The sequence below is a fragment of the Ruegeria denitrificans genome (assembly GCF_001458295.1).
GTDB classification, from domain to species: Bacteria; Pseudomonadota; Alphaproteobacteria; order Rhodobacterales; family Rhodobacteraceae; genus Ruegeria; species Ruegeria denitrificans.
The window spans coordinates 55,448-76,304 of the sequence record NZ_CYUD01000012.1; the positions used below are offsets into that span (position 1 = coordinate 55,448).

The following is a 20,857-nucleotide window of genomic DNA, read 5'->3' on the forward strand; positions in this document are numbered from 1 at the left end:
AAGCCAGACTGCGGAAAGGAAGAAAAGATCAATTTACAACATCACGAAATCGTTCGTCGTTCGTGAACTTGCCCGGATTGAAATTGGCACACTAAGATCACCACGTAAGGTGTTGCAAACAAACATATAGTGAAAGCGTAATATGAAGTTTACCTCTGCAATTTTTGCGCTGCTTTTGGCCGCACCAGCAGCGCAAGCTCAATCCCTTGTATTTGGCGCAGGATTTTCAGATTTCTCGGATAGTCAATCTGAGGACGAGGCTGTGTTCTCACTCGAGTATCAGCACAGCCCCTTTCACGAGGCCTCCCGTTTTTCCGCCACATGGGGCAGCGCCCTGACCGTGGATACCGCGGGTGATATTCATATCGGTATTGGCCTGATCGGAACTTACGGGTTTGCCGACCGATGGTTCGTCGAAGGCAGTGTCATGCCAGGGTACTTCTCTGAGGGCGAAGGCCGAAACGATCTTGGGGGTGAGTTCCAGATTCGCACTCTGTTGGGTCTCGGTTACACCTTGGACAGTGGTAACAAAGTGTCCGTGGCAATCACCCACAAATCCAACGCCAGCACACAGGATGACAACCCGGGTGTTAACTCGGCACTGCTGCGTTATCATTTCGCATTCTGAAGGTATCCCGCAGGACCGGGATTGATTTTCGGCAAAAGTTTCTGCACATCAGGTCGAAACCTGACTGCAAGGACATCCGATGACCCGTATCGACGCCAAGTTCGCCGCCCTGAAGGCCGAAGGGAAAAAGGCTTTTGTCGCCTATATCATGGCCGGGGATCCCGACTATGAAACCTCGCTTGAGGTGGTCAAGGGCTTGCCGGGCGCTGGCGTGGACGTGATTGAGCTGGGTTTGCCGTTCACCGATCCCATGGCGGATGGCCCGACCATTCAGGCCGCCGGACAGCGGGCATTAGACGGCGGCATGACCTTGCAGCGGACACTGGATCTGGCGCGGGCTTTCCGTGAAACCGACGACACCACCCCGATTGTTTTGATGGGCTATTTCAACCCAATCTACAGCCGTGGCGTCGAAACCTTTCTAGCCGATGCGCAGGCTGCTGGAATTGATGGGCTGATTGTCGTCGACCTTCCGCCGGAAGAAGATGAAGAACTGTGCCTGCCAGCCCAGGCCGCCGGGCTGAACTTTATTCGCCTGGCCACGCCGACCACCGATGACAAACGCTTGCCCCGCGTTTTGCAGAACACATCGGGCTTCGTTTATTATGTCTCGATCACCGGTATCACTGGCGCGGCTGAGGCACAGGCTACGAATGTCGGCCCCGAAGTGGCACGGATCAAATCGGCAACTGATCTGCCCGTGATCGTAGGATTTGGCATCAACACACCGGAAAAATCCAAAGCCATCGCCAGCGTTGCCGACGGCGCGGTTGTCGGCTCGGCCATCGTCAGCCAGATCGGAGCGGGTAAACCCGTGGCCGAGATTCTGGATTTCGTGAAAACACTGGCCGACGGCGCTCATTCCGCCTGATCCGTCAACCACCAGCCTATCCGTCAACACCGTAGCAGGCCGCCCGCTTGCTGCGGTGTTTTGGTGTCTGGACCTCCGTGGCGGACATGTTAGAAATTGGCTTGAAAATCTGACCAAAATAGCGAAAGCGTCCGAACATGGCTGTTATTACAACAATCGAAGACCTCCGCCGCATCTATGAACGACGCGTACCACGGATGTTTTACGACTACGCCGAAAGCGGCAGTTGGACCGAGCAGACGTTTCATGACAATAGCTCAGACTTCGCGGATATTCGGTTACGTCAGCGCGTTGCCGTGGACATGGCGGGGCGGTCAACCGCGTCGCAGATGATCGGCGAGGAAGTTGCGATGCCCGTCGCGCTGGCGCCGGTTGGATTGACGGGTATGCAGCACGCGGACGGCGAAATGAAAGCCGCCAAGGCTGCCGAAGAATTCGGCGTGCCCTTTACGCTATCAACCATGTCGATCAATTCGATCGAAGACGTAGCCGAATACACGTCAAAACCATTCTGGTTTCAACTGTATACGATGAAGGATCAGGATTATGTCAGCCGCCTGATCCAGCGCGCCAAAGACGCGAAATGTTCGGCGCTGGTCATTACGTTGGATTTGCAGATTCTCGGGCAACGGCACAAGGATCTGAAAAACGGCCTGTCTGCACCGCCGAAACTGACCGCAAAGACAATTGCGAACCTGATGACCAAATGGTCATGGGGCATCGAGATGCTGGGCGCACATCGGCGCGAGTTCGGCAATATCGTCGGCCATGTCGAGGGAATCTCGGACACTTCTTCGCTGGGCGCATGGACGGCTGAACAATTCGACCCCAGCCTTGACTGGACAAAGGTCGAAAAACTGATGGAACAATGGGGCGGCAAGGTCATCCTCAAGGGCATTCTGGACGCCGAAGACGCCAAAATGGCTGCGAAGCTGGGGGCCGACGCCATCGTCGTATCCAACCACGGCGGGCGGCAGCTGGACGGTGCGCTGAGTTCTATTCGCATGCTGCCGCAGATCATGGATGCGGTCGGCAGCGACGTCGAGGTTCATATGGACAGTGGCATCCGCTCGGGCCAGGACGTGCTAAAGGCATTGGCGCTGGGTGCCAAAGGCACCTATATCGGCCGCGCCTTCGTCTATGGGCTGGGGGCGATGGGTCAGAAAGGCGTCACCACCGCGCTGGACGTCATTCAAAAGGAACTCGATACCACCATGGCACTGTGTGGCGAGCGGAACGTGGATGATCTGGGTCGTCACAACCTGCTGATCCCCGAGGATTTTGAAGGTCGATGGCAAGATACGCCGCCCGCTAACTGACCGGCATTGGACTGGCGGTCTTGTCAATTCATGAATTGCACTTTGGTTCAATACAACGCGCCGTCTGCAGGCTGAGATATATGTTTCAGGGCCTTACAGATTGTAGGGCCTTGGCATTTGAGGGATTTACTGCCTGGGCGCGAGCCCTGCGAATTCGCCCAGAACCAGTTGGGCCACTTTAACCAATTATACATCCTGCTACGGCACCGAGCTGACACAGGACGACCTCTCTGGATATAACTGGCTTTCGAGCCCTCAGCAGGACGGGCATTATTTTTTATTTTCAGAATGAGCCTCAGCCCTTCCCCACGATATTCTGAACGTTGGAGGTTTCGTCGACGGCAGTCTCTGCAAGAAATCTGCGGGCATCTATCAGATCGACCGTATGCTCCCCTCCTGTCACTGTTTCCAAAACATTAATTAAGTCGGAAGTGGGAACGGGAACGTCTCCAGATTTTTTGCAGAGTCTGATAAAATCAACCGCGGTCCGAAGCTCGAACATTTTTGCCTGTTGTCGCCGGGCCGTGTCCAAGGCCTTACGAAACTCCGCTTCAACAATTCCGCCTTCGGAAGTCGCTATCGCATAAACACGGTCTGTTTCAGCCTGTGCCCATCCTTCATTTGTGAGGTTTTGATGCTTGCGTGCATCGGCCAATGAACGCAAGGCACTATCCCGCTCACCTATTTTCAAACTGAGTTCGGCAATCAAAGTAAGAAAGAAAGGTTTGTAATTTCCGGCCCCGCTGGCCCACCATGCTTCCGAAGCCTCTCGAAAAGATTGGATTGTTCTGGTCTCGGGTGAAACATAGGCATTCACCCAGCTTCGCCAAAGAGCTGCAGTCAACGACATGAATTTAAACGAGTGTTTGGAAGATAGCTCCTCAAGCTGGTTTGCGACGTGAAGCACCTGGTCAGGCTCGCGGCGCAAAAGATGCAGCATGCACAGGTAGGTTAACGACTGTGCGATGCTGTGAGCATGCTCAAGCCTTCGCGCTGCTGCGACGGCTTGCTTCTGAACTTCAAGTGCTTTGTCTGGCGCTCCGCGCATCCAAATAGCTATACTCAAGAAACACGACGTGATCGCGGCATGGTCTGATCCGAAGATATAGGCCAGGTGCCCATGACGTTTCCTGTCGTATAACTCCAATGCTTTATTCAAATGTTGATACGCCAGGTCCAGTTGCCCAATATGGAACAGGACTGCGCCCATCGCCCGATGAGCCACCATCTGATGTTGTGTTTCATTCGTTGAATCCGCCAAATCCAACAATTGCGCTGCAACATTTCTGGCCAAATCGTACTCCGCACGCACCAAATGAAAGGAATACAGACCATTCAAAACCGGGAATAAATGTTCTGTCTCTTCTGCCCGCTCACATAAGTCGCGTATTCTTGCGTAGACAGTCCCGGTTTCGTCGGCGGCTATTCCTGCAGTCGATCGCAAAACACCCGCTCTGAGAACTTGAACTTCGATTTCTTTCCGATCCCGTTCAATACTGTGCTGCAATTCTTTCAACTGCTCGATTGCCAAGGACAGTTGCGTGTTTGCTTCAATATTGGCAGAACGCTGAACTGCACGCTGGCCAGCGAGATAGCGGTGGTCGATGGCCTCTTTGCCCATCCCCGCCATTGTGTAGTGGTGAGCCAGGATTTCCGGACTGGCGTCGCCAATATGAGATGTTTTGTCATTCAATACTTCTGCGACACGGGAATGCAATATCCGACGCTCGCTCTTTAAAAGGCTGTTGTAGGCTGTGTCGCGAATAAGCGCATGACGATAGCTGAATGTTTCAATGTTTTCTTCTTCAGAAACTGTAACAATGCCCGCATCGAACAGAAGCTCTAATCCCGCGCGAAGCGCCTTGTCGCTGATACGGGCTACTTTGGCGATCAACGGGTATGAAAATTGAGGTCCGATTACCGCGCCGATTTGAGCTATTTCCTTGACCGAACTCAGGCGATCCAGCCGCGCCATCAGCGCATCATGCAACGTACTGGGAACCGAACTTGCCGGAGAAGCCCCACCCAATGAATATGCGGCCGTTCCCTGCGTCAAATTCCCGGTTTCCAGAAGATCCTTTGTCACTTCTTCGACATACAATGGGACACCGTCGGATCTGGCGGCAATCGTGTCGTACATTTCGTCAGCGATCGACTGACCTTTGGCAACTTCGTCCACAATGCTTTTCACTTGTTGAAAATCCAATTGCTTCAAAACCACCTTTGAAAGGTTGGATTGCAATACCCATCCCAGGTCGAATTCAGGCCTGAATGTCATCACAACCAATACCCGAAGGTCGCGAATCCGGTCCGCAATTCGATCCAGCAGCAACTTAGTTGTCGGGTCGATCCAATGCGCGTCTTCAAACAAGAGCAGCACTGGTTTTTCCTCTGCCTGCGACGCCAGATTGCTCAGCAGCATTTCCAACGTCTGCTCCATGTATTGCTGCGGGGACAGATCCAGAGTCCCCAATTGGTCTTCGAATGGAACCGAAAGAAGGGACGCTGCCAGCTTCAGGGCATGATTGGACCGATCGCTCATAACGGAGGAGATCTTTTTGAGTTTCACGTCGTCTGGTTCGTCGGCGCGCAGACCTGCAGCATTTTCAATTTGTCGAATGACCGGATAAAACGCACTCGCGTAATGGTAGGGAGAACACTGATATCGAATTTGAGCGTGCGACACCCTCGGAATATTCTGCCTTAATTCTTCAACCAGTCTGGACTTGCCAATTCCTGGTTCACCGGACACCAGCACAACCTGTCCTTGACCGGCACTTGCCAGCTTCCACTTTTCAGTCAGGGTTTCATATTCTGTGGCACGACCGACCAAAGGGTTCAGTGAGATGTCATCTAACGCCATGAAGCGGCTGACTGTATCTCGTGCTCCGGTCACTTGCCAGGCTTCAACTTCCTTAGCAAAACCTTTGAGGTTGAACGCACCACGCAGTACATATTCGAAAGCATCACCCGCCAAATGATGCGTGCTGGGAGCGACGATCAGCGTGCCAGGATCAGCCATTGCTTGCAGACGTGCGGCCAGGTTCGGCGTCTCCCCCATCGCCGTTCCATCCTCAAACATTTTTTCACCACGTAAATCGCCGACAACGACCAACCCAGTCGCTATCCCTACGCGAACATTCAGTTTTGCATGAGTGCGAATATTGGGAATTTCCTCGATAATGCGCAGACCCGCCCGAATAGCTCGCTCTGGGTCATCTTCATGCGCGTGGGGAAACCCGAAAAAGACCATAATCCCGTCGCCATAGTAGCTTGCGATGTGGCCATCAAAAGCGGCAACAGAAGCGGCGCAGGTTTCTTTGAACAGTCGAAGTACTTCTGCCAGATCTTCCGGGTCGACGCGCTGGGAAATTTCAGTTGAGCCGACCAAATCTATAAACATGACAGTAAGCTGCCGACGCTCAGCGACGATTGCAGGACCTAACGCAGTGTTGTGCGGGCGAGTTCCCCCCACTGCATCGGCTCGAACGGCTTTCATGAAACGCCGCCGCGGACCTAGAGCCAGTCCGATCATAGTGAGATCTTTGTCCGTCAACTCGGTCAAATCACCAAGTTCGATTTCGTGCTCAGCAAAGGCCGCAGCATACTTGGACAAGCCATGTTTCTCTAGCCAGCGCGAGATTTCAGACATTTGATCCTTTCGCTTGCGGCCGCTGCAGCACTTTCGTCTGCAACACACCGACATGCATTTCATTGTCTATTTGGTTTTTTCAAAGCGCTCAGAAGTATCTTCTAACCACCCGGTCTTCTTTCTTTAAATGAAGAACGCCGTATTCGTTTGGTCAAGGGTTTCATCGGTTCCAAACCAGCCCCTTTCTGCATTGGATCGCGAAAGACGTGGTCACAGATTGCTTGGTTTCTACATCATTGCAGACGGCTCTGCAGAACTTGTGAGTGCGACTGTTGCCCGCGACAACACACAGCGAATGAAGTCTGCCCTAGTCGTCGCCAGATGGTATTGGCGTGATGCACTGGAATCCCTTGTTCATCTGGCTCAATATACCTCCGAACGCGAGGCAGAGCTTCGCTGAAAATTATTCGGTCTAACCCCTTTCCAAACCCAATGAATCAAGCTAAGGACGCGGCTTCACGCGGGCATACAGCCTTGGAGGATGCCCGCCCTAACTTTGGAGAATTATCATGGCTGGAGAGATTCCTGATCTCGTAGCTCTGGAACGGACGGGGACAGGCAAGGGCGCCGCTCGTCAGGCACGCCGCGACGGCATGGTTCCGGGCATTGTTTTTGGTGGCGATAAAGAACCGCTGCCGATTCAGATCCCGTTCAACGTCCTGTTCAAGAGCCTGAAAGCAGGCCGGTTCAAGTCGACCTTGTGGAACCTGAAAGTTGAAGGTCACGAAGACGTCCGCGTCATCTGCCGCGACGTTCAGCGTGACGTTGTCAAAGACCTGCCGACCCACCTGGACCTGATGCGTCTGCGTCGGACCACCAAGATCGCGCTGTTCATCCCGGTTGAGTTCATCAACGAGGAAGAAGCACCCGGCATCAAGAAGGGCGGCGTTCTGACCGTTGTTCGTCCGGAAGTCGAACTGATGTGCACCGCAGGTGACATTCCTGAGAAAATCGTTGTTGACGTGACCGGAATGAACATCAACGACGTTGTCACCATTTCCTCGGTTGACCTACCGGTCGGCACCACGCCGACCATCGACCGTGACTTCGTGATCGCGAATGTCTCGGCACCGACAGGCCTGTCGACCGATGACGATGAGGAAGAAGGCGAAGAAGTGGCTGCAGACGAAGTCGAAGTCGTCGGCCAGGAAGAAGCCGAAGAATAAGTCCGGACTCAACAATTCGGATTTGGAAACGGGGCCTTTTTCAGGCCCCGTTTTCTTTTGGTGCAACCGGGCTGGAAAACTGGTGGCATTCCATGCCATCAACCACCTGCACAGGTTGCAAGGCACAAGGACGAGACTATGAAACTGTTTGTCGGATTGGGGAACCCGGGGTCGAAATACGCCCGCAACCGGCACAATATCGGCTTTATGGCTGTTGACCGCATTGCCGAGGATCACGGCTTTGGCCCGTGGAAATCCAAGTTTCAGGCCGAGATCACCGAAGGTCGTCTGGGCCACGAAAAGGTGCTGCTCATCAAGCCGCAGACGTTCATGAACCGTTCTGGTCAGTCCGTCGGCGAGGCGATGCGGTTCTACAAGCTCGACTCAACCGATGTGACCATCTTTCATGATGAGTTGGACCTCGCCCCCGGCAAGGTGCGCGTCAAGGCGGGCGGTGGGCATGCCGGGCACAACGGGCTGCGCTCGATCCACGACCATATCAGCCCGGCCTATGATCGTGTGCGGTTGGGGATCGGCCATCCGGGCCGCAAGGAAATGGTCTCGCCTTACGTTTTGGGCGATTTTGCCAAAGCCGATGGTGACTGGCTGGATGATGTGCTGCGCGGTGTGTCGGACGGCGCAGGCTATCTGGCTGATGGGGATGGCGGCAAGTTCATGAATGCCGTCGCTCTGCGAACGGCCCCGCCGCGGTCATCAAAATCTCTGGCTGAGGCGCCCAAACAATCCAGCAAACCCGCCCCTGAACCCGAGGTCGACACGCGCTCGGCCATGCAAAAGCTGTTGGACAAGTTCAAATAGGGTGGCTGACCTTGCCGTAACGTCCCAATTGCAGAACGGCTTCTGCCGCGCTCCAATACGGTACGGCTAGGAGGGGCGACATATGAGAGTTTTTTTAAAGTGGCTGCTGCGCATCGTTTTGATGCTGGTGCTGGCGGCGGTCGTCGTCGGATTCTGGAAACGCGAAGAGCTGCAACGGTTGATGGCCGTGAACTCTTTGTTTTCCGAGGAAAAGATCGTTCACAACTTCTCTCATATGAACGACGCATTCCTGACGGTCGACCTGCCGCGCGGCGATGGACCAACCTGGGAATTACCCTATGGCGCTGGCTTTGAGCTGCCTGAGGGCACTGATGAATGGATCGAGGATCGCGCGGTCACCTCTCTGCTGGTGATGCAGGACGGGCATATCCGGTTCGAAGAATACTACCTTGGCACTGCACCCGAGGATCGCCGGATTTCGTGGTCAGTGGCCAAAAGCTATCTGTCCGCTCTGTTCGGCATCCTGTTGGCCGAAGGCGCAATCGACTCGCTGGACGATCCGGTGGTGAAATATGCGCCGAAATTGGAAGGCACCGCCTATGAAGGCCCATCGGTTCGCAATGTGTTGAACATGGCCAGCGGCGTCACCTTCGATGAGGACTATTTCGACCCCAATTCAGACATCAACCGCATGGGGCGCGTCATTGCCCTGGGCGGAGAGTTGGACGATTTCGCAGCCTCGCTGCAGGACAGTTTCGCCACGCCGGGCGAGACCTGGCAATACGTGTCGATTGACACCCATGTCCTCGGGATGGTGATCCGCGGGGCTACGGGGCGCAGTGTGACAGATTTATTGGTCGAAAAGATCATTCAACCCTTGGGTCTGGAACGCGACGGCTATTACGTGACCGACGGTGCCGGGGTTGCGTTTGTTCTGGGCGGTTTGAACTTTACGACGCGCGATTTTGCGCGCTTTGGTCAGATGATCCTGCAAAATGGCGCCCATGACGGCCAGCAACTTGTGCCTGCGGATTGGATCGCCGAATCCGTCCTGCCCAGCGCCCCAACCGCACCCGGCAAGATCGGCTATGGCTTTCAGTGGTGGATTCCCCTCGGTGCGCACGAAGGCGAATTTCTGGCCCGTGGCGTGTACGGTCAGTACATCTATTTCGACCAGCCGCGTGGTGTTTTGATTGTCACAACTGGCGCAGATCGCCAGTTCCGTGACCCCGGTATCAATGAGCTAAACGTAGAAATGTTCCGCAAGATCGCCCAAAGCCTGTAAGATGGTCCCATGCAAAAACAAGACAGTATCAATGTATTGGGCGGTGTGCTCAGCCCTTGTTCCCGTGATCCGCTAACCGGGTTCTTTCGGGACGGGGCTTGCAACACCTGCCCCGAGGATCAGGGCAGCCATACGGTTTGCGCGGTGATGACCGCCGAATTTCTGGCCTTTTCAAAATATGTAGGCAACGACCTGAGCACCCCGCGCCCCGAGTTCAATTTTCCAGGTTTGAACCCCGGTGACAGCTGGTGTCTGTGCGCCGCGCGCTTTCTGCAGGCCCATGACGAAGGTTGCGCCCCGATGGTGCATCTTGAGGCGACCCATCAGCGGGCGCTTGAGATCATTCCGCTGCGCCTTCTGAAAGAGAACGCCGCTTCAGAGTAAGCGGGCCGGCCCGGGAAACCCCGGACCGGCCCTTATTCGGAATTAATCCCGCAGTTTGACGAGGTCGGACATCAACCCTTCGGTCCCGTTATGGACCGCCAGCCGCTCGACCTTCCCGGCGATGGTTTCCAGAGCTTCCAGCTCTTTCAACCGTAGCATCACCGGGTTTTCCGCCATCACCTTCGCGGTGTTCAGCAGAGACCGTGTGGCGTTGGTTTCTTCCCGCCGCCGGATGACGTTGGCCTCGGCTTGTTTTTCGGCGGCGACCACAGCGGTCAGGATTTCCCGCATCTCCCCGGGCAGGATGACGTCTTTCAACGCGATCTCCCCCACTTCGATACCGATCCCGGCCATCTGTGTCCGCACCCGATCCGCAGCCTCGGTGTCGACGGTCACTTTCTCGGCCAGCAGCCGGTCCAGCGTCATCGCCCCCAAGGTTTTCCGGAACGCCAGTTGCAGCGCCCGGTGCAGGGACTGATCGAAATCCTTGACCGCCCCCACCGCCTTGATCGGATCAACGACCCGGTAGTCGGCGGACAGGTTGACCCGGATGGTGACCCGGTCCTTGGTCAGGATCTCTTGCCCTGTCACCTCATGAGTCCGTTGCCGCAGGTCGATTTGCTTGACCTCGACCTTCCGTCCCACTTTCCAGAAGGCATGCGCCCCGGGATTCAGCTGATCTACGAACACCCCGTCAACCGTCAGCAGCCCGGTATGCCCGTCGGCAACCTCGACCTGCGTCAGGTTCAGCCGCAGCCCGGCCCGAACCAACCGCTGTGCCGTCGCTTTGGGCACAGCCATCGTCTCGGTCAGTGCGTGATGTTCGACCTTCCACGGCCCTGCAGCCTTCCAGACAAGCGCCCGCGCTTCGGGGTTCAGGACCCGAACAGGCACCTCATCCCGCAACAGAACCAGAACTTCGTCAGGCCCAGCCCGGAACTCAGTCAGATGCGTGGCGGCCAGTTCAGGCCGGTTCTGCATCAGCGCCCGCTCATAGGACGACACGAAAAAGAGATTCTCCAGATCGTGCAACTCGGTCAGTACATCCTTGCGAGGCAACCGGTGTTTCCCGGCACCCAGGATTGCATCGAACACCCCGTTGCGCAGGACCAGCATCCGCTGGGTCTCGGTCAGGGTCAACCGCCGGTAGCCGGTCAGCCGGTCAATCAGATCTTGGAACAGTGTCATATCATTTCTCCTTTTCGTCTCGCTCTATCGTCGTCGCAAATGCGAACTCCTTTTCATGTTTTCAGTGGGTTGCACCCCGAACGGATGACAGGTGTGAAGCCTTTGGGCGAAGGCTGGAAAGATCCGGACATCCCCCGCGCCATGCCCCTGCGCGGGAGGGTCAGAGAGAGGGGCGCGGGATCCATGCGCCGCCTTACCCTATGGGGTAAGCGGGGCACCGATACGGCGGCACCATCATCTGCCCTCCGGCACAAAGCCAGAGCAGCGAAGACCCCTGCCCCGCCCGACTAAAGCCTGACGTTGCGCGGTGTCGCCCCTGCTGGGGAACACCCGGCCCCTTATGATTTTGGACCGTTTTCACGGGCCGGCGTGGAAGGCCGGTGCTGACTTAACAGCTTTGTCAAATGACGGGATTCGAACCCGTTACACATCGATTTGCGGTCGATTGCTCTCACCAGAATGAGCTACATTTGGAGCTTTGGAAGGAATTGAACCTTCGCCTACAGATGGGAAACCTGCCGCTCTATCCAATTGAGCTACAAAGCATACCAATCCCGGGTTCGGCCCTGGCATACGGGGTCGGCAATGCTGTCCGCACCGAGAGAGTGATCACCTCTGCCCGCTAGGGTCCGGCCCGTCGTGACCGGTAACGGCGGGTTTAGGCGAAGCCGCTGGATTCGCTCAATAATTTTTTTAGGCCCGGAATCAGACCTGTGGCTGTCGCGCAACAAAATTACCCAGTTGCGCAATATTCAAAAAGCCCAGGACTAAAATACAAAGCGGCGCACCCGGTTCAGGCACGCCGCTCTTGTCGAAAATTTCAAATTTTACCACTTGGTCAGTCGGCGCTGCGGCCTTCGGTATCCGACATGTCGAAGTTCAGATATTTGGCCACGGTCTGCACGTCCTTGTCACCGCGCCCACACATGTTCATGCAGATCAGGTGATCCTCGGGCAGTTCGGGTGCGATTTTCATCACATGCGCCAGCGCGTGGCAGGGCTCCAACGCCGGGATGATGCCCTCGGTCGCGCAGCACAGCTGGAACGCCTCAAGCGCCTCTTTGTCGGTGATCGCAACGTAGTTGGCGCGGCCAATATCGTTTAGCCAGGAATGTTCGGGCCCGATGCCCGGATAATCCAGCCCGGCCGAGATCGAATAGCCCTCCAGAATCTGGCCGTCATCATCCTGCAGCAGATAGGTGCGGTTGCCGTGCAATACGCCCGGACGTCCACCTGTCAGCGAGGCGCAATGCTCCATCTTTTCGTTCACGCCTTTACCACCGGCCTCAACGCCAATGATGTTGACCTCTTTGTCATCAAGGAACGGATAGAACAGACCCATCGCGTTCGATCCACCGCCAATGGCGGCAATGATCGTGTCGGGCAGACGGCCTTCGGCCTTCATCATCTGTTCCTTGGCTTCCTTGCCAATGATCGACTGGAAATCGCGGACCATCGCTGGATACGGATGCGGCCCCGCGACGGTGCCGATGCAGTAGAACGTGTCGCGGACATTGGTTACCCAGTCGCGCAGCGCGTCGTTCATCGCGTCTTTCAGTGTGCCACGGCCAGAGGTCACCGGAATCACCTCGGCCCCCAACAAGCGCATACGGAACACGTTCGGAGCCTGACGCTGCACGTCATGTGCACCCATGTAAACCACACATTTCAGGCCGAATTTGGCGCAGACGGTGGCGGTGGCCACGCCGTGCTGGCCTGCCCCGGTTTCCGCGATTATCCGGGTCTTACCCATACGCCGCGCCAAAATGATCTGGCCCAGCACGTTGTTGATCTTGTGCGCGCCGGTGTGGTTCAGCTCATCACGCTTGAGGTAAATCTTTGCGCCACCCAGATGCTCGGTCAGGCGTTCCGCGTAATACAGCGGCGAGGGGCGGCCCACATAGTTCGCCCATAGGTCGTCCATCTCGGCCCAGAAGGTGGGATCATCCTTGGCCTTTTCATATTCCTCTTCCAGCGACAGGATCAGAGGCATCAGCGTTTCGCTGACGAACCGCCCGCCGAATATGCCGAACCGGCCCTTTTCGTCGGGGCCGGACATGAAGGAATTGAAAAGATCGTTGGCCATGGGTGTCTCCCTCGTCGTACCCGTTGTTCATAGGAGGTGACGACAGGATTTGCCATGGCAAAACGTATCATTCCGCCGCTTCAACAAGCTGCGCCCAGACCTGCAATGCCTGCTGGTTGCTGGGCACTGCAATGCAAGGGAAATGGTAGAACTGATTTACGTCTGCGAGCCGCGAGGCCACCTGCACCACGCGGCGGTGAGGGCCGGACTGGGCGAAGGTCAGCATGGCTTCGAGGTCATGCCAAACGCTTAGGGAGAAATACAAACCCTGATGCGGGAACACACCGGCGTGCAGACACAGCGGATCACCGCGCGCCTGCAGCAATGCCTGATGCGCGCGCCAGTAGAACTCTGGCCCATAGTACCACCGTTTCAATGAAACTCCGCCGATTGCCGCCAGCATGATTGCGTCCTCCCCTACCGGGGATACGCGGATGCCGGTCGATCAGATCACCGGGTTGCGTCGATAAAGGCCTGAACCAATGCTGCATCCTTGACGCCGGGCGCGCTTTCGACGCCTGACGACACATCGACTTGTCGCGCGCCGGTCATTCGGATCGCCTCGGCAACGTTTTCCGGCGTTAACCCTCCGGCCAGCATCCATGGGCGCCGCCAGTATTTACGCCCCGCCAACAGGCGCCAGTCAAAAGCCAGGCCATTGCCGCCCGGCAGTTCCGCATTTCGGGGCGGCTTGGCGTCGATCAGCAACTGGTCGGCAACCTCGGAATAGAGGTTAATCGCAGCAAGGTCTTCCGCTTCGGCCACGCCGATGGCCTTCATCACTGGCAAACCAAAACGGTCGCGAACCTCGGCCACACGATCCGGGCTTTCCTTGCCGTGCAATTGCAACATGTCCAACGGCACATTGGCCACAATCCGGTCCAGATCCTCATCTGTCGCGTTCACCGTCAACGCGACCTTGGCAACCCCGGCAGGCACCAAGTGGGCCAACTCTGCCGCGGACGCCACCTCCAGATGACGTGGCGACTTGGGGAAAAAGACAAACCCGACATAACGCGTACCGGCATCCACCGCCGCGCGCACGTGATCAGGGGCGGTTAAACCGCAGATTTTGACGGATACATCAGACATAAAAGGGCCTCAGCTGGCCTCGTCCAACAGTGCAAGGACTTCGTCCTGACCTTCGTTCTGCTTTTTCTTGAGCTTCTTGACCTCACGCTCAAGCTTGCGGACTTCGCTTTTCTTTGTGGACGCATCGCGGCGATGCTTATGCTCGCGCAGCCATTCCCAAAGGAAACCGATGACCAGACCGGCAACCACACCGCCCAGCACCACAACAAACAGCGGCAGCGAAGTGCTGAGGTTAAAGCCCAAAAGCTCGGCAAATGCATCGGGCATCAGGGTCAGTTCAACCGTTTCGCGGTTTGCCAGCGAAACGGAAATAAGCACGATCCCGAGGATCGCCAGAAAAGCATATCGAAGGTAGCGTATCATGCCTTAGGCTTTACCGTTCAATCGGTCCCTAAGCAACTTGCCAGTTTTGAAAAACGGTACACATTTTTCTTCGACCTGAACGGTTTCTCCGGTGCGCGGATTACGACCAACGCGCGCGTCGCGCTGTTTTACCGAAAAGGCACCGAACCCGCGCAGTTCCACACGGTCACCGCGGGCCATTGCATCCGTCACTTCTTCGAACACGGTATTCACGATCCGCTCGACGTCGCGTTGATACAGATGCGGGTTTTCGTCGGCGATTTTCTGAATCAGTTCTGAACGGATCATAAGCGTTACCCTCCCAGGCGACCGGTTATCCATGTCTATTTATTTGGACAGTATAGGAAAAAACCGTGATCGGGGGAACGTAAACTCTTTGTGCAAAGCCCTCAATTTCGCGCCAAGATACGCGTTTTTTTGCTTGTGGGCATGAAATACACGTCTAAAGCGTAAACGACAGCCGGAATAAGCCCAAAATTAGGAACATATTGATTCGCAACAAAAACGGCCCCGCGCGGAAACGCGGGGCCGTAAATTCGGCTAAGGCTTAGGCCCGGGCTTAGTCGCCCGATTTCAGCGCTGCACCCAGGATGTCGCCCAGCGATGCGCCCGAGTCGGAAGAACCGTACTGTTCCACGGCCTCTTTCTCTTCGGCGATCTCGCGTGCCTTGATCGACAGACCCAGACGGCGAGTCTTGCTGTCAACGTTGGTGACGCGGACGTCGACCTTGTTACCGACCGAGAAACGCTCGGGGCGTTGTTCGGCACGGTCACGGCTCAGGTCCGAACGGCGGATGAAGGACTTCATGCCTTCGTACTCCACCTCGATACCGCCATCTTCGATCGCAGTAACTTCGACGGTGATGATCGAGCCACGCTTCACGCCGCCCACGGCTTCGGCGAACTTGTCACCTCCCAGGGCTTTGATCGACAGCGAGATACGCTCTTTTTCCACGTCAACTTCCGAGACAACGGCCGAAACCATGTCGCCTTTGCGGTAGTTCTGGATGGCATCCTCGCCACGCTCGTCCCAGGACAGGTCCGACAGGTGAACCATGCCGTCGATGTCGCCTTCGAGGCCGATGAACAGACCGAATTCGGTGATGTTCTTGACTTCGCCTTCGACTTCGGTGCCCTCGGGGTGTGTTTCTGCAAACACTTCCCACGGGTTGCGCTGAGTCTGCTTCAGGCCCAGAGACACGCGACGCTTGGCGCCGTCGATTTCCAGAACCATGACGTCGACTTCCTGGCTGGTCGAAACGATCTTGCCGGGGTGGACGTTTTTCTTGGTCCAGGACATCTCGGACACGTGCACCAGACCTTCGACACCAGCTTCCAGCTCGACGAACGCGCCGTAGTCGGTGATGTTGGTGACGCGACCCTGATGGACCGAGCCCAGCGGGTACTTGGCAGCAACCAGATCCCACGGATCTTCTTGCAACTGCTTCATGCCCAGGCTGATGCGGTGGGTCTCTTTGTTGATCTTGATGACCTGAACCTTGATGGTTTCGCCGATCGTCAGGATCTCGGACGGGTGGTTGACACGACGCCATGCCATGTCAGTGACGTGCAGCAGGCCGTCAACGCCGCCCAGGTCAACAAATGCACCGTATTCGGTGATGTTCTTGACGACACCCTCGACGGTCTGACCTTCGGACAGGTTGCCGATAACTTCGGCACGTTGTTCGGCACGCGATTCTTCCAGGATTGCGCGGCGCGAAACAACGATGTTGCCACGGCGGCGGTCCATTTTCAGAATCTGAAACGGCTGCTTCAGACCCATCAGCGGGCCAGCGTCGCGCACGGGGCGCACATCAACCTGCGAGCCGGGCAGGAACGCAACTGCGCCACCCAGATCGACGGTGAATCCACCTTTGACGCGGCCAAAGATTGCACCTTCGACGCGCTGGTCGTCGGCATATGCTTTTTCCAGACGGTCCCATGCCTCTTCACGGCGGGCCATCTCGCGCGAGATGACGGCTTCGCCACGGGCGTTTTCTGCGGCGCGCAGGTAGACTTCTACCTCGTCACCAACAGCGATTTCAGGAGCTTCGCCGGGATTCGCGAATTCTTTCAGATCAACGCGGCCTTCCATTTTGTAGCCTACGTCGATGATGGCTTGGCCGGCTTCGATCGCCAGTACCTTGCCTTTGACAACAGAACCCTCTTCGGGCGTGTCCATTTCGAAGCTTTCGTTCAGGAGGGCTTCGAATTCCTCCATGGTTGTATCAGCCATCTGGCAGTGTTTTCCTTTACATACGTTTTTACTGGCCGAGCGGTTGTCTCCGCCGGTCTTGTTTCATGACGTCTTCGGGCGTGATCCGGGGCGCATCCGACTACACAAACACAAAGGGCCGAGGTAACCCGGCCCTGCTCAGATACGTCATCCGGACGTTGACCGCCCTTGTTAGACAGCGCGCGTATAGGCGGATTCCCAGCTATGTGCAAGAGCAAAGCCCATGTTTTTAAGGTTCGGCAGGTCTTTGCAGGCGCCTTATTCAGCTTTTGCCACTCCAAACCCTGGCATCACGCCGCAGCATGGCTTGTTCAATTTCATTCAGGCGCGTCAGTGCAGCAGCGGGGTTGCGCGCGCCACCGGCCCGGTTCCATATCTTCTGTGCGGAAACAGGGCTCCACGGCAGGCAGTCCGAGGCCAACCATTTTCGCAGCCCCATTGGAAGGGAATCGTAGACCTGCATAGGTGCCACGTGCCGCCGTCGGCGCTTGAGGCCGCTCCGCAGATTCCGCCCAACCCTACGGCCTTGTTCCAGTTGTTCCAGCAAAGTGCTCGCCCTTTAGCTATATAATGTTATTACATTACATTTCATAAAGAACAAGAACTCTCACAACAGCAATCCGAGGGCGGGGAAGTAACGCCCCGCCCATCATCTATTTCAAATTACTCGCAATACGAATCGCAACGAAGATCTAGAACAGCTGCAAATCCTTAGCACCACTTTGAATTTCAGCGAAATTCGGCATGTTCTGAATCGTCACAGGTGCCGGTGTGGTGCCTGGCATCGGCACTGTCGGTTTCATTCCGGCGGTTTTGCCAAAGGCTGGCCGCTCCAACTCACCTCGGATTTCACGTAGCAGCGTTTTGTGATCCGGCATTGATTTGATTATCTGCGCCAGATCCGCCTTTGCGCGTTGCATGCCCTGAAGCCAAATCTGTTTCTTCAACGGCCGTATACGATCGCGGATACCGGTACCATAGCCGGTATCATAAGACTGTTTTCCCAGAAGAACTGTCTGGTAAACGCGATGGTCAAAAAGCGTGGCGAATTCGACATCGTGATCCATCGGCAGACGGTGCTGCCACAACTCGAGATTTTCGGCCAACCGATCCGGCACCTTCATCTCTGTGCGTGCGTCGATCCAGTATTGATCATCTTTGCGGTTGCCCAACCGATAGTGCAGACAGATGAATTCCAGCACCTCGTTATAGAGCTTGTCCATCTGCCGATTGTATCTGTCGCGCAGTGATGGTTCGACGTCTTTAGTGGGCAAATGCTCGGCAAACCAACGTACGGCATGATCAACCATATGGATCGCAGTACTTTCCAACGGCTCAATAAATCCGCCGGACAGACCGATTGCCACACAGTTCTTGACCCAAGCGTTGCGAACACGACCGACACGCATCGGAATGACGCGCGGCGTAGCCCCTTTACCGCTGTCACCCAGCCATTTGAGGTATTCATCTGCCGCCTGATCATCCGTGCGATGTGCGGATGAGAATACATAACCTGTGCCGACACGATTATAGAGCGGCACCCGCCATGTCCAACCGGCACCAAGAGCGGTAGACCGCGTGAGGCTTTCGATCTTCTCTGGTTTGGGATGCTCAATCTGCAACGCCATAGCTCGATCATTGGGCAGATAGTCCGAATAATCCAAAAATGGCTCGCCCAGCGCCTGATTGATAATCAGCCCGCGGAACCCCGTGCAGTCTATGACCATTTCGATGTCATGGCGGCCCTTGCGCTCTAGCATCAGATGGCTGACGTTGCCCTGTTCATCCAGCTCGACTGACTGGACCTCGTCCCGGATATGCTCCACGCCGCGCTTGGTGCAAACTTTCGTAAGCATGCCTGCAAACTTCACCGCATCCAGATGATACGCATAGCCAAAACGTTGCTCAAATTCGGGTTGCCCCAATTGCCTCGCGCCCTTGCATAGGCGGCCCAGATGATCGTGTGGTGAGATGGATTGCGTAAAGTCCCGATCGCCGTTGCCGAAACGCAGGAAAAACTCGGCCGCTTCCAAACCCTGTACCATCTGGCCATGGGCAAAGGGGTTCACATAATCAATACGATTACCCTTGCGGTCCTTGTTCCAATTGCAAAACTTCACACCCAGCTTGAACGACGCATTGGTTTCGCGAAAAAAGTCCCGCTCAGAAATGCCCGCTTGCCGCAACGTGACCGGCATACGCGGCACCGTGGCCTCGCCGACACCTACGGTTGCAATATTAGGGCTTTCGATCAGGCAGATGCGCGGACGATCCTTAGAAGCTGATGTGCGTGAAAACACCATGTCTAGGATCAGCGCGGTCATCCAACCCGCTGTGCCTCCACCCACGATGGTGATCTGGCTCAAACGATTGTTCATATTTTCTGTCCCTGTTGGCTCGAGGGAATTTTTTTTGCTGCCTCCTCTTTCTTTGAGGCTTATGAAGCAGCTTTCCCTTTTAGCATGGGAAAGACTATAGCAGCTTTCCCGCATCCAGCTAGGGTTTGCTGCATACATCTCCAGCCCAGTGAGACACAGCGGATTCGAAATGAGCGCACATTCCGTGCAGGGGTCAGATTTCTTCACCCTTTTTTAGCAGATCCTCGATCAATTGCCGCTGTAATTCATTGCTGTCACCGCCACCAAATTGGATCGCGCCACCGCTATAGGACGTGCCGTAAGTTGTGGCGATATTCACCGTCTGCGCCAGACCAGAGATCAGCTGATCCTTCTTCAAAGACGAAAGAGGATGAATAAACGTTGCCCAAACAATGCCGTTCGCAATTGCATAACGGGCGTCCAGGGCAGTGTCGAAATTAGCCTGCATCATACGGTGCAGCTCCTCCTTCGACAGCTCGTTTGCATTGCGGATTGCGACCATCGCGCGCATTCGATCAGTGCTGACATCGGTGACGACAAGAACAGGAATGTCTGACAGTGTCAGTTCAAAACCTGGCCCCTGAGGCTGCGCATCGGGATCAAGAGCAAAGAGGATCTTGCCCAGGCGTTCATAATCCATCGGCGGCTCGGCTTCAGGCGCGTCCTGGGCCGCCAGACCTCCGGCCAGAAAAATCAGCATTAGGGCTAGTCGGATCATGGCATCTCTCCTGCAGGCTACACCCTTACCATAGGCACCTACCCACATCCTGACCAAACAAAGCTTGGTGAAGAGTATGTCGCGTACCGCCACAAGTTTGAACGATCTGCAAAGTTTACCGGCCTTACTGCGATAGCCCGTTCAAAACTCTGCCTCTAACTTTGTTTCAGAGGTTGGTTCCCCAGCCAACCCGAACCTGAACAGTAAAGGAAAACACAATGAAATCTCTGGTTCTGACAACCCTGATCGCCACCCTGCCCCTGATCGCCGCACCGGCCTTTGCAGCGGATGAGATCAACGTCTCAAACGGTATCTCGGCTGCAGGCGCGCCCTTGGCCGCACATGGCGTTGATCTGGTTGCCCTGATAAATGAGGGCAACCCGGTAGAAGGGTTTGCCACCCATTCTTCGACCTATGACGGCGCATCCTATTACTTCACCAGCGCCGCAAATCTCGAAGCGTTCGAGGCCAACCCCACCGCATATCTGCCCCAACATGGCGGCTTCTGTTCGTTTGGCGTATCGGTTGGCAAAAAATTCGACGGTGATCCGGATCAGTATCTGGTCGCAGACGGCAAGCTGTACCTGTTCCTGAATGCCGAAACCCGGGCCGCGTTCCTGAAGGACGTACCTGCCACCGCAAAAACCGCTGACGATCAGTGGGCACAGATCAGATCTGTCGCTGTAGGCAAGCTGTAATTCCCCCCACCCG

At 55.8% G+C, this 20,857-nt stretch carries 19 protein-coding genes and 1 tRNA gene; 8 read left to right on the top strand and 12 right to left on the bottom strand.

All coding sequences use genetic code 11. The features are described from left to right. Nucleotides 1–142: 142 nt before the first annotated feature. From RUE5091_RS17320 to RUE5091_RS17330, 3 genes are all read left to right on the top strand, one after another. On the top strand, nt 143–628 hold the full coding sequence (locus RUE5091_RS17320) for an acyloxyacyl hydrolase (protein ID WP_058283205.1): 486 nt from the start codon (nt 143–145) through the stop codon (nt 626–628). 79 nt (nt 629–707) lie between these two features. Then, nucleotides 708–1,499 carry a tryptophan synthase subunit alpha gene (gene trpA, locus RUE5091_RS17325; protein WP_058283206.1) on the top strand — a complete coding sequence of 264 codons (792 nt, stop codon included), beginning with the start codon at nt 708–710 and terminating at the stop codon, nt 1,497–1,499. A 137-nt stretch (nt 1,500–1,636) separates the two neighbouring features. Then, the gene (locus RUE5091_RS17330) at nt 1,637–2,818 is read left to right on the top strand and encodes an alpha-hydroxy acid oxidase (RefSeq protein ID WP_058283207.1); all 1,182 of its coding nucleotides are present in this window, start codon (nt 1,637–1,639) and stop codon (nt 2,816–2,818) included. Nucleotides 2,819–3,113: 295 nt separating this feature from the next. Here RUE5091_RS17330 and RUE5091_RS17335 read toward each other — a convergent pair whose 3' ends face one another. Next, nucleotides 3,114–6,470 (bottom strand): AAA family ATPase, encoded by a 3,357-nt coding sequence (locus RUE5091_RS17335; protein WP_058283208.1) that lies wholly within the window; start codon nt 6,468–6,470, stop codon nt 3,114–3,116. Between the two features lie 509 nt (nt 6,471–6,979). On the opposite strand from RUE5091_RS17335, the gene RUE5091_RS17345 reads away from it, so the two are divergent. The 4 genes from RUE5091_RS17345 (at nt 6,980) to RUE5091_RS17360 (ending at nt 10,085) form a co-directional block, all read left to right on the top strand. Continuing rightward, the gene (locus RUE5091_RS17345) at nt 6,980–7,636 is read left to right on the top strand and encodes a 50S ribosomal protein L25/general stress protein Ctc (RefSeq protein WP_058283210.1); all 657 of its coding nucleotides are present in this window, start codon (nt 6,980–6,982) and stop codon (nt 7,634–7,636) included. Nucleotides 7,637–7,774: 138 nt separating this feature from the next. Beyond that, nucleotides 7,775–8,455, top strand: coding sequence for an aminoacyl-tRNA hydrolase (gene pth, locus RUE5091_RS17350; protein ID WP_058283211.1), 681 nt, complete (start codon nt 7,775–7,777; stop codon nt 8,453–8,455). An 82-nt stretch (nt 8,456–8,537) separates the two neighbouring features. Further along, complete coding sequence (locus RUE5091_RS17355; RefSeq protein ID WP_058283212.1) at nt 8,538–9,701, top strand: serine hydrolase domain-containing protein; 1,164 nt, start codon at nt 8,538–8,540, stop codon at nt 9,699–9,701. 9 nt (nt 9,702–9,710) lie between these two features. Continuing rightward, nucleotides 9,711–10,085, top strand: coding sequence for a DUF2237 family protein (locus tag RUE5091_RS17360; protein ID WP_058283213.1), 375 nt, complete (start codon nt 9,711–9,713; stop codon nt 10,083–10,085). Nucleotides 10,086–10,127: 42 nt separating this feature from the next. On the opposite strand, the gene RUE5091_RS17365 is transcribed toward RUE5091_RS17360, so the two are convergent. The 11 genes from RUE5091_RS17365 to RUE5091_RS17420 all read right to left on the bottom strand — a co-directional run bounded on the left by RUE5091_RS17365 (nt 10,128) and on the right by RUE5091_RS17420 (nt 20,146). Beyond that, nucleotides 10,128–11,273 carry a slipin family protein gene (locus RUE5091_RS17365; RefSeq protein ID WP_058283214.1) on the bottom strand — a complete coding sequence of 382 codons (1,146 nt, stop codon included), beginning with the start codon at nt 11,271–11,273 and terminating at the stop codon, nt 10,128–10,130. Nucleotides 11,274–11,672: 399 nt separating this feature from the next. Further along, nucleotides 11,673–11,747, bottom strand: a tRNA-Cys gene (locus RUE5091_RS17370). Nucleotides 11,748–12,111: 364 nt separating this feature from the next. Then, on the bottom strand, nt 12,112–13,359 hold the full coding sequence (trpB, locus tag RUE5091_RS17380) for a tryptophan synthase subunit beta (protein WP_058283215.1): 1,248 nt from the start codon (nt 13,357–13,359) through the stop codon (nt 12,112–12,114). Between the two features lie 67 nt (nt 13,360–13,426). Next, the gene (locus tag RUE5091_RS17385) at nt 13,427–13,762 is read right to left on the bottom strand and encodes a hypothetical protein (RefSeq protein ID WP_058283216.1); all 336 of its coding nucleotides are present in this window, start codon (nt 13,760–13,762) and stop codon (nt 13,427–13,429) included. 47 nt (nt 13,763–13,809) lie between these two features. Then, nucleotides 13,810–14,451, bottom strand: coding sequence for a phosphoribosylanthranilate isomerase (locus RUE5091_RS17390; RefSeq protein WP_058283217.1), 642 nt, complete (start codon nt 14,449–14,451; stop codon nt 13,810–13,812). A gap of 9 nt (nt 14,452–14,460) precedes the next feature. After that, entirely contained in the window at nt 14,461–14,814 is a 354-nt protein-coding gene (locus RUE5091_RS17395) for a lipopolysaccharide assembly protein LapA domain-containing protein (protein WP_082643703.1), read from the bottom strand. A 3-nt stretch (nt 14,815–14,817) separates the two neighbouring features. Next, nucleotides 14,818–15,102 (bottom strand): integration host factor subunit beta, encoded by a 285-nt coding sequence (ihfB, locus tag RUE5091_RS17400; RefSeq protein ID WP_037310872.1) that lies wholly within the window; start codon nt 15,100–15,102, stop codon nt 14,818–14,820. Between the two features lie 271 nt (nt 15,103–15,373). Continuing rightward, nucleotides 15,374–17,050: a 30S ribosomal protein S1 gene (gene rpsA, locus RUE5091_RS17405; RefSeq protein ID WP_058283218.1), complete on the bottom strand. Its 1,677-nt coding sequence runs from the start codon at nt 17,048–17,050 to the stop codon at nt 15,374–15,376. A gap of 262 nt (nt 17,051–17,312) precedes the next feature. Continuing rightward, a complete protein-coding gene (locus RUE5091_RS17410; protein ID WP_279385384.1) occupies nt 17,313–17,597 on the bottom strand; it encodes a DUF6525 family protein in 285 nt (94 codons plus the stop codon). A 145-nt stretch (nt 17,598–17,742) separates the two neighbouring features. After that, entirely contained in the window at nt 17,743–19,428 is a 1,686-nt protein-coding gene (locus RUE5091_RS17415) for a tryptophan halogenase family protein (protein ID WP_058283220.1), read from the bottom strand. 193 nt (nt 19,429–19,621) lie between these two features. Continuing rightward, a complete protein-coding gene (locus tag RUE5091_RS17420; RefSeq protein ID WP_058283221.1) occupies nt 19,622–20,146 on the bottom strand; it encodes a hypothetical protein in 525 nt (174 codons plus the stop codon). 218 nt (nt 20,147–20,364) lie between these two features. On the opposite strand from RUE5091_RS17420, the gene RUE5091_RS17425 reads away from it, so the two are divergent. Next, complete coding sequence (locus RUE5091_RS17425; RefSeq protein ID WP_058283222.1) at nt 20,365–20,844, top strand: YHS domain-containing (seleno)protein; 480 nt, start codon at nt 20,365–20,367, stop codon at nt 20,842–20,844. Nucleotides 20,845–20,857: the final 13 nt, after the last annotated feature.

Bases quoted from the DNA above. Each gene is read 5' to 3' on its own strand.
- RUE5091_RS17320 (WP_058283205.1), top strand. From the start codon at position 143: ATGAAGTTTACCTCTGCAATTTTTGCGCTGCTTTTGGCCGCACCAGCA.
- trpA (WP_058283206.1), top strand. From the start codon at position 708: ATGACCCGTATCGACGCCAAGTTCGCCGCCCTGAAGGCCGAAGGGAAA.
- RUE5091_RS17330 (WP_058283207.1), top strand. From the start codon at position 1,637: ATGGCTGTTATTACAACAATCGAAGACCTCCGCCGCATCTATGAACGA.
- RUE5091_RS17335 (WP_058283208.1), bottom strand. From the start codon at position 6,470: ATGTCTGAAATCTCGCGCTGGCTAGAGAAACATGGCTTGTCCAAGTAT.
- RUE5091_RS17345 (WP_058283210.1), top strand. From the start codon at position 6,980: ATGGCTGGAGAGATTCCTGATCTCGTAGCTCTGGAACGGACGGGGACA.
- pth (WP_058283211.1), top strand. From the start codon at position 7,775: ATGAAACTGTTTGTCGGATTGGGGAACCCGGGGTCGAAATACGCCCGC.
- RUE5091_RS17355 (WP_058283212.1), top strand. From the start codon at position 8,538: ATGAGAGTTTTTTTAAAGTGGCTGCTGCGCATCGTTTTGATGCTGGTG.
- RUE5091_RS17360 (WP_058283213.1), top strand. From the start codon at position 9,711: ATGCAAAAACAAGACAGTATCAATGTATTGGGCGGTGTGCTCAGCCCT.
- RUE5091_RS17365 (WP_058283214.1), bottom strand. From the start codon at position 11,273: ATGACACTGTTCCAAGATCTGATTGACCGGCTGACCGGCTACCGGCGG.
- trpB (WP_058283215.1), bottom strand. From the start codon at position 13,359: ATGGCCAACGATCTTTTCAATTCCTTCATGTCCGGCCCCGACGAAAAG.
- RUE5091_RS17385 (WP_058283216.1), bottom strand. From the start codon at position 13,762: ATGCTGGCGGCAATCGGCGGAGTTTCATTGAAACGGTGGTACTATGGG.
- RUE5091_RS17390 (WP_058283217.1), bottom strand. From the start codon at position 14,451: ATGTCTGATGTATCCGTCAAAATCTGCGGTTTAACCGCCCCTGATCAC.
- RUE5091_RS17395 (WP_082643703.1), bottom strand. From the start codon at position 14,814: ATGATACGCTACCTTCGATATGCTTTTCTGGCGATCCTCGGGATCGTG.
- ihfB (WP_037310872.1), bottom strand. From the start codon at position 15,102: ATGATCCGTTCAGAACTGATTCAGAAAATCGCCGACGAAAACCCGCAT.
- rpsA (WP_058283218.1), bottom strand. From the start codon at position 17,050: ATGGCTGATACAACCATGGAGGAATTCGAAGCCCTCCTGAACGAAAGC.
- RUE5091_RS17415 (WP_058283220.1), bottom strand. From the start codon at position 19,428: ATGAACAATCGTTTGAGCCAGATCACCATCGTGGGTGGAGGCACAGCG.
- RUE5091_RS17420 (WP_058283221.1), bottom strand. From the start codon at position 20,146: ATGATCCGACTAGCCCTAATGCTGATTTTTCTGGCCGGAGGTCTGGCG.
- RUE5091_RS17425 (WP_058283222.1), top strand. From the start codon at position 20,365: ATGAAATCTCTGGTTCTGACAACCCTGATCGCCACCCTGCCCCTGATC.